Source organism: Candidatus Oscillochloris fontis (genome assembly GCF_004138135.1).
GTDB lineage: Bacteria > Chloroflexota > Chloroflexia > Chloroflexales > Chloroflexaceae > Oscillochloris > Oscillochloris fontis.
Window position 1 is genome coordinate 57,380 of record NZ_RYFD01000022.1, and the last position, 9,782, is coordinate 67,161.

Here is a 9,782-nt window from a genome sequence, read left to right on the forward strand (position 1 = left end):
CTAGTGAGCGAGGCCGACAATGACGACGGCACAGCCTGAATTGAACGACCAATCTATGGCACTACTCTGCAAGGCGTTGGGCAACCCGGTACGTATTCAGATACTGCGCTACATTCAGCACCACCCCAATTGTATTGCCACCCAGATCTTGCTCCACATGCCCGATGGTGCGCCCCACGCGCAGAGTACGATTTCGCAACATTTGCGCGTGCTGCGCGATGCAGGCTTGGTTGAGGGGTATCATGAAGGTGCAGCGACCTGCTACCAGGTCAATGCCAATCAGTTGGGGTGGCTCGTGCAGCAATTGGAACAGATATAGTTTGGGAGAAGTCTATGCGTCTGAGTGAAGATAAGATCCGCCGGATCGCTGAACGCTTGCACGATGAGTTGGCGCAGCGGGGTCTCTTGATGTATAAGGATCAGCCCGGTGTGCGGGCGAGTGAGGGTCGGGTCGGGCGGGTTAAGGCATTGTATACCTTTGTTGTCGAAGATCTGCGACGTGAGGAGGAGATTGACGCCGAAGTGGAGAAGATCTTAGCGACGTATAGCCGCGAGATTAAGGGTACTGAGCGCGATATTCTCTTCCGTAAGCATAAAGAGGATATTGCGCGTAAGCGGGGGCATATTCTCTAAGAAGATGGTTGGTGTTTGGCGGCGCAGCCGCCAAACACCAACCAAGGGTTATCGCCAGCCACGTGTGATGACGAGTTGATTCCCTAATAACCCCAGCAACACCCGTCCCGCCCCATGATCCTCGAAGCGGGCGCGCTCGAACCACTGTACGGTAACGAAGACGCCCGGTTCTAGCTCCTCAACCTGGGGCGCTGAGAGTGGTAGCCCAAAGAGCGCAAGACTCTCGGCGAAGTCCTTGCTGGCCCGTCCGTCAAATTCGAGGCCGTTACTGCGCCAGTAGCTCAGGAATGGCTCACAGATGGACTGATCGGTCTCGGCAAAGTAGAGACAACCCACCGCCTTGCCGCCCTTAGCGAAGGTGAACCAGTCGCGGCCTGATGCACGCAGGGTGTCATCACCGATGCGGGTGAGCAGCACATGATAGGGCGGGGCAAGTTCGGGGTGGAACTCGAAGCGATGGCGCTCGAAGTATTGCACCGTATAGTTTTGGCCATCACTGCCCACCTCAGTAAACTCCTCGCTGATCGGGAAGCCAAAGATCGAGAGACCGCCATTCACTTCCCAGTACTGTCGAAACCCTCCTCCCAGGCTATGGCTAGTTTCGGGGAAGTAGAGTCGATCCGCACCCACGCTTCCCGGCGGGATGGGGGCGAAGGCGGGAGGTGTTCCGCTGGGCGGTGGTGGGGTGGGGGTCGGATTGGGGTTGGGTGCGGGTGGGTTGAGCGGGCACCCGGTATAGTTCTGGGCCAGTTGCAGTGAGCGCAAGAGATTCAGACGCCCCCAGCCATACTCGTCATCTCGCCCCGGTGCGCCTTTATCATCGGCACCCGCCTCCAGGATGCAGCGAATATCGGCGATGGGCAGATCGGGGCGCACGCTAAAGGCGAGACCCGCCGCCCCAGCCACGTAGGGGCTGGCGAAGGAGGTGCCGTTGGGGGTTCCATACTCATTTCCTGGCAGGGTGGTCCATAGGCCCACGCCCGGTGCCGCCAGATCAACATAGGGGCCAGTGTTGGAGAAGCCGGTGACGACATCGCTGTTGCCGGTTGCTCCTACGGCAATCACCGAGTCATAGGCGGCGGGGTAACTGGGGAGATTACCTTCGCTGCGTTCATTGCCGGAGGCCGCGACCATCAGTACGCCACGCGAGGCGGCATAATCCACCGCGTCGCGCAGAGTCTGGCTCTCCTCGCTACCGCCAAGGCTCATGTTGATCACGCGGGCACCATTGTCTACCGCCCAGCGGATACCGGCAGCAACGCTGGCGTCATCACCACCGCCACGCGAATCGAGTACCTTGACGGGGAGGATCTTACATCCCCAACAGATCCCCGCGATGCCCTCGCCATTGTTGGTGTTGGCGGCGATCAATCCGGCCACGGCGGTGCCATGACCATTGTCGTCGTTACTGTCGTTGCTGCCCGTAAAGGCGTTGAAGCCGCTCAGAATCTGGCCCTGAAGGTCATTATGCTTAGCATCAACTCCGGTATCCAACACCGCGATCACAATCGCCGCCCCGGTGCTGATGTCCCATGCCTCGAAGGCTTGGATGTTGTGCAATCCCCACTGTTGGGGCAGCACTTTATCGTTGGGGGTGCGTAGCAATACGCGGCGGTAGTTGGGTTCTGCGTAGACGACGAGTGGATCGCGGGCCAGCCGGGTGGCCACAATGGCTGGGTTGATAGGCTGGCGGAACTTGATCCGATAGGTGTCACTGCCTATCCCGATGGGGCTGAAGTCATAGGCTTCGATCACCCGTAGTTCGCGGTTGAGAGTGCTGAGGTTGCTCGCTCCCAGGATCTCAACCTGTTGGGTGTTCAGCGCAACTTGGATTCCAGGCCGCAGACGAACTAAGAGTTCACCGCCAATAACCGACGATTCACTGGCCTGGGTTGCGTTTGGCGCAACGACGGCGAGGATGGCCAATAGCATGATCAGTACAAGGATAGGTTGTTTCATGGGATTCTTCTGGGTTAGGTGGGTTCTGGGGCCGCTTGAAGAGAATTATAGCAGTCTCTGTGCTCTTTTGCTTGATCCTATCTTCGTGTATACTGCTTGCGCTTCTCTACCCTATTTTGTGTGGTGATGATGCGAACGAGGCTGATCTTTAATCCTACGGCTGGAAATGCCGAGCAGTACGAAGCTGATTTGACGGCGGCTGCACTCGTGTGGCGTGAGCGGGGTTGGTCGGTGGAGTTGACGCCGACGCGCGCGCCGGGTGATGGGGTTCGTCTGGCGTATGAGGCGGCTCGCCAGGGCTATGATCTGGTGGTGGCGGCCGGTGGGGATGGCACGATCAACGAGGTGATCAATGGCTTGGTTGGCTCTTCAACCGCCCTGGCGACGTTGCCTCTGGGGACGATGAATGTCTGGGCGCGTGAGTTGCGTCTGCCGCTCCAGCCACGTTTGGCTGCACAGGCTATGCTCAGTTGGAAGGTTCAACCGATTGATCTGGGCCGCGCCGGGGATCGCTACTTCTTGCTGATGGCGGGGATTGGCTTTGATGCGGCGATCACAGCCGGTGTGCGCGCCGATGAGAAGCGTCGCTTTGGGGCGCTGGCGTATGTGTTGCGGGGGATCGAGCAGGCGATCAATGTGCGCGGCGCACGCTCGCGGATCAAACTGGATGGGCGCACGATCTCTGGCCGGGTGTTGATGGTGGTGATCGGCAATAGCCAACTCTATGGCGGGGTGGTGAAGATTACCCACCGCGCGAGTATTGATGATGGTCTGCTGGATGTGTGTGTCATTCGGGGTGATAATGGCCTGAGTGCGCTGCGCCATCTCTTTGCTATTCTGCGCCGCCGCTATAGCCACGACCATGAGATCGAGTATTATCGTGCGCGCAGCATTCAGGTGACAACCACCCCGCGTCTGCCGGTGCAGGTTGATGGTGATGCGATTGGTCAGACGCCGATGCTCTTTACGGTGGCACCACGGGCGCTCTATGCGCTCATGCCCCCCGATCTACCCGATGACTTGACCCAGCAGAATCCCTCAGCCACGAATCGTCCTCGTCGCACGGTGCCGCGTCTGTTGCGCTGGTTGTTACGCCGGAGTTGATGTGGAAAGCTTCGCTCGGTTCCGCCTACCCCATACGCTGTGGGCTTTGTTGGCCTGTGGTACATCCCTTCACCAGACAAACGTTCTGTCCGCCCTTAAACCAGGTGCAGGTGGGTGAATACTGACTGAATTGGTGGGCGATGCATCGTTCCTGTGGGGGAACCCGATAACATATGCCAGTACGACTACGAATTTATTTCGCATTATTGCTCTTGGTGTTGGCTGGCTGTGGCGGTGCTGCTCCCGTTCCCCAGGCGGGGACGCCAGTGGACACCACAGCCAACCTGCCGGGGCGTTTGTTGGTGGTGCGTGATGGGGTGATTTGGCAGTGGCGCGGTACGCAGGCTCAGGCGTTATTCGGCGATGGCCATGCATGGCAGCCCGCGCTTGCGCCCGATGGGCGGCGGATTGCCTATGTGCGCCGTGATAATTCGTTTAGTGATGTGGTGCTGGCTGATGCTACGGGTGCGCCGTTGGGTCAACTTACGACGAATGGCTCGCGCCAGCCGCCGAATAGCCTCGCCCGTGTCTATGAGAGTACCTGGGCCTTCTATCCCACGTGGTCGCCCCAGGGGGATCGGCTCGCCTTTACGGGTCAAGCTGTGCCACCGAGTGGCGAGCCGCCGGTTGATGCCAATCTGGGCTTGTTTGAACTGTCACTGGCCGGTGGCTACCAGCCTTTGCTCTATGCTGAACCGTATGTGCAGTGTGGGCGTAGTCTCTATCTGCCCGATGGCCAGACGCTGATCTTTGTCCACACGACTATTTCTGCCGATGGCCAGCAGCAACTCTACCAACTCGATCTGGCTTCGGGGGTGGCGACGCCCTTTGCGGCTGCGCCCACCCCCAGTTATGACCCGGCCATCTCACCCGATGGGCGCTGGCTTGCTTTTACGGCCCACGATGATGATGGCAGCGATCTCTTTGTGCTGCCACTGGCGGGTGGGGGCACGCCGTTGCGCTTGAGCGATATCGGCACCGCCCGTGCCCCGGCCTTCTCGCCCGATGGACGGCAGATTGCCTTCCTCGCCATTGCCCCCGGTGAGGGTGGTTTTGATCTCTGGGTGGCCGATCTAGTTGCGGAGTCGGGTGGTTTGCGCACCGGTACGCCGCGCCGCCTCACTACCGCGTGGCATCTCGATGCCGATTCGGGCGTGGTGTGGGGGAGATCACCCTGACCGGCTCCTCTTTTTGACGCAAAGGCGCGAAGACGCAAAGGGTGTGATTGACCATGCTATTTAAGACTTTGCGCCTTGGCGTCTTTGCGTCAAAACCTGGAGACAAGGTTTACGGGCGCTCGAAGGGTTGCCCCAGCGCGGTTGGAGCAGGCATCGCTAACCAGGCCACGATCCGCTCGGCGGGGCGGCGTACTGGTTCCGGCAGCCGGTTCAGGCGGCGGGCGGTGTTGGGGCTGGCCAGCAGGTTGACGAGCGCGAGTACCACGATCATCAATACGAAGGGCGCGACCTGAAAGACCTGGGTTGGTAGGCCCGGCATAACGCTCTGCGAGCGCGAGGCCATCATCTGTAGGGCGGCGAAGAGGTAGCAGCCGATGGCGACCCGCCAGGGTTGCCAGCCGCCGAAGATGACAATCGCCAGCGCGATCCAGCCGGTACCGAAGGTGTGACGGTAGCTCCAGCCCTGTTTCAGGTCGAGTGAGTAGGCGGCTCCGGCAATGCCGATCAATGCGCCGCCGAGCATCAGGTAGAGGTAGCGTAGCGGTACCACCGGCACCCCGCGTGCATAGGCGGTCTGTGGGCGATCTCCTAGCGCACGCAACACTAGCCCGGCACGGGTTGAGAAGAGGAACCACCAGATTAGGGGCACAAGCACGAAGCTGGTATAGATCAGCGGATCGTGGTTGAACAAGAGCGGCCCGATCAGCGGAATATCGCTCAGAATCGGGATGGGCGTGTGTGGAACGGCTGGCCCCGGCACCCGCACATAGCGCGCACCAAGGAACGAGGAGAGATCGGTGCAAAGCAGCGCCAACACAAACCCCACCGCCGTCTGCGACTGGCCCAGACTTAGGCTGAGGCCACCCAGGATCAGCGCCACTAGTGCCCCGGTCATGGCGGCAGCGGCAAAGCCGACCAAGAGGCTACCCGTGGTGAGCGCCACGGCAAAGCCGATCATCGCCGCTAGTAGCATACTACCGTCGAGCGAGAGGTTGACTACCCCCGCCCGCTCACTGATCGTTTCGCCCATACAGGCAAAAATGAGCGGGGTGGCAGCGGCAAGGATGGCGGCGAGGTCAATGATCAACTGGTTCATGATCGAAGTCGCTTTTTGACGCAAAGGCGCGAAGACGCGAAGACGCAAAGGGTGCGATTGCTCACTCTGTTGAAGGCTTTGCGCCTTTGCGTCTTTGCGTCAACATCTGGATTCTAGGGGAAGTGTGAATAGTTACACTCAAGCCACGTCCTAGCAGCGCGAAGAGGACAATCGCCCCCTGGAGGACTCCGGCAATACTGCTATCGGCTCCCAGGGCGAGCGGCATTTGCAGGCTGCCCACGCTGAAGATCGCAAAGGCGGCTGCGACGGGGAGCACCCAGACCGGGTTGGCGCGCACGAGCAGCACGACCAGCAGCGCCAGCAGCCCAATCCCGCTGGAGATGCTGGGGATGAGTTGGTGGAAGACGCCGAGTACCTGGATCGTTCCCGCCAGCCCGGCCATCGCGCCACAGGCGGCGAACGATTCGGCTAAGCGGCGGGTGGCGGGGATGCCCATTCGCCCCGCTGCTTGCGGGTTCATCCCCACGGCGCGCAGTTCTAGCCCCCAGCGGGTATGGGTGACGGCGAACCAGATCGCTGCCAGCGCGAGCAGCGCGATGATCGGGGCGGCCGGGGCGAGGCGCAGTTTATCCAGTGTCGGGAGCCAGAGGTCGGTGGGCAGCGGCTGGGTACCGGAGGACGAGGCTTGCCCGACGCGGCGCCACGGGCCTAGGACGAGGTAGAGCGCAATCCCACTGGCCAGGAAGTTGAGGCCGAGGCCAGCGAAGATCTCATTCACCCGCAGCCCAATCCGTAACCCACCCGCCAGTAGCGCCCAGGCGGCCCCCCCGGCGGCCCCACAGGTAAAGGCGAGTAGCCACAGCAGCGGCACCGGCAGATCACTGAACAGGCGCAAGGGCAGCATCGCCGCCACCGCCCCGATGATCATCTGACCCTCGATCCCCAAGTTGTACAACCCCGCCGCGAAGGTCAGTGTTAGCCCCGCCGAACAGAGGATCAGCGGTGCTCCTAGCATGACCATATCACTCATGCGGATGGGGCTAGAGAAACTGCCCAGGAAGATCAGTTGGTAGGCTTCGAGGGGGTTGACCCCACTACTCAGCAGCACCAAACTGGTGAAGAGCAGCGCTCCTGCCAGTGCCACCATACCAAAGATCAGCCCGCGCTGCTTGCCACCGATGCGCCCCTGCTCACTACTCATGCGGCATGCTCCTCAACCTCGGCAAAATCCACCCCACCGATCAATTCACCCAGACGGGCCGCATGCAGTTCGGCGCGCGGAAGAAGCCGTGAGACCCGTCCGGCAAAAAAGACCAAAATATAGTCGCTGTAGTCCAGAATCTCATCAAGATCGGCACTCGCAAAGACCACCGCACACCCTGCGTCACGGCGGGCGTGCAGGCGTCCCCACACCGCCCGCGCCGAAGCGACATCGAGGCCACGGGTGGGCTGCTCGCAGACGAGCGCACGAGTCTCGGCGGGTACCATCGAGAGCATGGCACGCTGCTGATTGCCACCAGAGAGTGACATAATCGGGCTCATCGGGGTTGCCTTGATCTGGTAATCGGCGATTGCCTGGCGTGCCGCAGCTTCGGCGTGGCGGCGGTTGATGACCGCACCCTGACGATCCAGCAGCGCAAAATGGTCGGCCAGCGTGAGTGGCCCAACCAGCCCCTCCACGAGGCGGTCGGCGGGCAGATACTCGACGCCATTGCGCCGGAACGCCTCCGCGCCCGCCGTCGTCAGATCGGCACCTTCCAGCAAGACCCGGCCCGCTTCGGGCTGCACGCGGCCACACAGCAGGCGTAACAGGATTTGTTGGCCACTCCCCTCCAGTCCAGACAGCCCCACCACCGCCCCGGCGGGCAGGCTCAGATTGAGGCCACTCAGCGTCAGATTGCCCTCGCGTGCTGTGACCGCATCCAAGCGCCATGCGGGGCGGTCGGTGGGTTGCAGCGTTGCGCGTCTTGGCGGGGTGTGGTCACCACTACTCGGCCCAAACATCATGTTCAGCAGGTGCTCCTGGGGTTGGGGCATCACCATCTGGCCCGCACCGACCACCTTGCCAGTGCGTAGGACGCTCACCGTATGGCAGAGATCGGCCACTTCATCCAGTTTGTGCGAGACAAAGAGGACGGTATTACCTTCTTGGGCGAGGCGGCGCAGCGCCACAAAGAGGGCGCGGGCCTGGGCTGCGCTGATGCCCGTGGTTGGCTCATCGAGGATGAGCGCACGTGCCCCACAGGCCAAGAGGCGAATAATTTCGAGTTGCTGACGTTGCCCCACGGTGAGTGCGGCGACGCGATCATCCGGGGCGATACTAAAACCGAGGCGTCCGGCCAAGATCGTCAGGGTGTTGCGCGCCTCCGTGCGGCTCGGCAAGGCCCAGCGTGGCGCGGCGCAGAGCAGATTCTCAAGTGCGCTAAACCCCGGCAGATCGAGCGGGTCTTGGTGAACCATCCCCACCCCGGCGCGCAGTGCGGCCCCCGGATCACCCAAGGCCACCGGCTTGCCATCCAGCCACACCTCACCCGCATCAGGACGCAAAAAACCGGAGAGCAACTTCATCAGGGTACTCTTCCCGGCCCCATTCTCGCCGAGTACACCGTGAATCTGCCCACCGGCAAATGTGAGGCTGATATCATCATTGGCGCGTAGGCTGCCAAAGATCTTGGTGAGATTCTGGACACGTACTTCCATGGCGTGATCTCGATAGGGTTGTTAGACAAGGCTTGTGGCAGTTGACATGTTGCCGCCGGACAACCCTCACCCCCTGCCCCTCTCCCGTGGGCTTCGCCCACAGGCGAGGGGGGGACATTCCGGGGTATCCCGGAGCGTATCCCCCCCTCGCCTGTTCGCGCAGCGAACGGGAGAGGGGGGCTAGGGGGGTGAGGGTTGTTGCTCTGCTTACGGTGCGCTCTGGCCCTCGATACCCTCAAGCAACTGCTCGGTGTACCAGATCGTCGTATCGTCAGCGACGGCACCCTCAGCGACAAAGGGCGTGCCATCCTGGTAGTTGAGCGGGCCGGTGTAGAGGTTGAGGCTCCCATCGGCCAGCATGGCAATGAAGTTATCCAGGGTCGCGGCGTTCTCCGCCGTCAGCCCGGCACCCTTCTGGAAACCAACAATGCTGGTCTCAGGATTGTTGATGTCGCTCCAATCCGGGGCGATCCAGTCCCAACGCTGCTCGAACGTACCGGCCTGCGCCGCACTGATCAGTTCGAAGTAGGTCGGCCCCCAGTTGAAGTAGGGCACACCCAGACAGACCTCAGGTGCCTGCTCACAAGCCGCCTCGTAGTCGTAGGGGATGGCGAAGACCTTCTTGCCAGCGGCGGTGGCCTTGTTGGCCTCGACCAGCGCCTCGGTGGTGTCAATGCCAGAGATGATCACATCGCTGCCACCATTGATGAAGTCGTTCGCCACCTGGGTTGGGTCAAGCGTGACACCAGGGATGTTGAACCAGAAGCCGATCCAAGTCACCTTGAAGTTGAGTTCCTCAATCGGCTTGCCACGCACCTCAGTCCAGCAGTACTTAGCACCCAGGTAGGTGGAATTGACGAGGCGGCGGGTCTCGGCGTCAATCAGTGGTCCGAGGTAGGAGATGTTGCCGGTCTCGCTCTGGAGGGCAGCGGCACACCCGGCGATCATCTTGCCATACTCCATGCGGCCCATGACGTTGGCGACGTTGGCAGGTGCGGTACCGGCCAGTACGCCATCACCAGAGGCATGGACGAAGTAGACATCGGGGTTGGCGCGGGCAGCGTTGCTGGTACCGTATCCGTTCACGCCCCCCCAGCAGGCAGTAATTGTGGGGCAGGCTGATTCGCCCAATACGCCGTAACCGCAGCGAT

General features: G+C 61.3%; 9 protein-coding genes. 4 read left to right on the plus strand and 5 right to left on the minus strand.

Translation table 11 applies throughout. The features are described from left to right. Window positions 1–19: 19 nt before the first annotated feature. Both EKD03_RS10140 and EKD03_RS10145 read left to right on the plus strand, forming a co-directional pair. Window positions 20–319 carry an ArsR/SmtB family transcription factor gene (locus EKD03_RS10140; RefSeq protein WP_129630186.1) on the plus strand — a complete coding sequence of 100 codons (300 nt, stop codon included), beginning with the start codon at window positions 20–22 and terminating at the stop codon, window positions 317–319. Window positions 320–333: 14 nt separating this feature from the next. Beyond that, on the plus strand, window positions 334–633 hold the full coding sequence (locus tag EKD03_RS10145) for a DUF507 family protein (RefSeq protein ID WP_129630188.1): 300 nt from the start codon (window positions 334–336) through the stop codon (window positions 631–633). 48 nt (window positions 634–681) lie between these two features. Here EKD03_RS10145 and EKD03_RS10150 read toward each other — a convergent pair whose 3' ends face one another. Beyond that, window positions 682–2,592 (minus strand): S8 family peptidase, encoded by a 1,911-nt coding sequence (locus tag EKD03_RS10150; protein ID WP_238613476.1) that lies wholly within the window; start codon window positions 2,590–2,592, stop codon window positions 682–684. A 126-nt stretch (window positions 2,593–2,718) separates the two neighbouring features. On the opposite strand from EKD03_RS10150, the gene EKD03_RS10155 reads away from it, so the two are divergent. Beyond that, the gene (locus tag EKD03_RS10155) at window positions 2,719–3,696 is read left to right on the plus strand and encodes a diacylglycerol/lipid kinase family protein (RefSeq protein ID WP_238613477.1); all 978 of its coding nucleotides are present in this window, start codon (window positions 2,719–2,721) and stop codon (window positions 3,694–3,696) included. Between the two features lie 173 nt (window positions 3,697–3,869). Beyond that, a complete protein-coding gene (locus tag EKD03_RS10160) occupies window positions 3,870–4,874 on the plus strand; it encodes a TolB family protein (protein WP_129630190.1) in 1,005 nt (334 codons plus the stop codon). Window positions 4,875–4,983: 109 nt separating this feature from the next. Here the strand turns inward: EKD03_RS10160 and EKD03_RS10165 are convergent, their stop codons facing one another. The 4 genes from EKD03_RS10165 to EKD03_RS10180 all read right to left on the minus strand — a co-directional run. Then, window positions 4,984–5,970 carry an ABC transporter permease gene (locus EKD03_RS10165; RefSeq protein WP_129630192.1) on the minus strand — a complete coding sequence of 329 codons (987 nt, stop codon included), beginning with the start codon at window positions 5,968–5,970 and terminating at the stop codon, window positions 4,984–4,986. A gap of 61 nt (window positions 5,971–6,031) precedes the next feature. Beyond that, window positions 6,032–7,132 carry an ABC transporter permease gene (locus EKD03_RS10170; protein ID WP_238613478.1) on the minus strand — a complete coding sequence of 367 codons (1,101 nt, stop codon included), beginning with the start codon at window positions 7,130–7,132 and terminating at the stop codon, window positions 6,032–6,034. Continuing rightward, the gene (locus EKD03_RS10175; RefSeq protein WP_129630194.1) at window positions 7,129–8,631 is read right to left on the minus strand and encodes an ABC transporter ATP-binding protein; all 1,503 of its coding nucleotides are present in this window, start codon (window positions 8,629–8,631) and stop codon (window positions 7,129–7,131) included. Before EKD03_RS10175 ends, EKD03_RS10170 begins: the two co-directional genes overlap by 4 nt. Before the next feature lie 207 nt (window positions 8,632–8,838). After that, a partial coding sequence (locus EKD03_RS10180; RefSeq protein WP_238613479.1) for a BMP family lipoprotein occupies window positions 8,839–9,782 on the minus strand: 944 nt, incomplete at its 5' end.

Coding starts and splice junctions, on each gene's coding strand:
- EKD03_RS10140 (WP_129630186.1), top strand. CDS start 20: ATGACGACGGCACAGCCTGAATTGAACGACCAATCTATGGCACTACTC.
- EKD03_RS10145 (WP_129630188.1), top strand. CDS start 334: ATGCGTCTGAGTGAAGATAAGATCCGCCGGATCGCTGAACGCTTGCAC.
- EKD03_RS10150 (WP_238613476.1), bottom strand. CDS start 2,592: ATGAAACAACCTATCCTTGTACTGATCATGCTATTGGCCATCCTCGCC.
- EKD03_RS10155 (WP_238613477.1), top strand. CDS start 2,719: ATGATGCGAACGAGGCTGATCTTTAATCCTACGGCTGGAAATGCCGAG.
- EKD03_RS10160 (WP_129630190.1), top strand. CDS start 3,870: ATGCCAGTACGACTACGAATTTATTTCGCATTATTGCTCTTGGTGTTG.
- EKD03_RS10165 (WP_129630192.1), bottom strand. CDS start 5,970: ATGAACCAGTTGATCATTGACCTCGCCGCCATCCTTGCCGCTGCCACC.
- EKD03_RS10170 (WP_238613478.1), bottom strand. CDS start 7,132: ATGAGTAGTGAGCAGGGGCGCATCGGTGGCAAGCAGCGCGGGCTGATC.
- EKD03_RS10175 (WP_129630194.1), bottom strand. CDS start 8,631: ATGGAAGTACGTGTCCAGAATCTCACCAAGATCTTTGGCAGCCTACGC.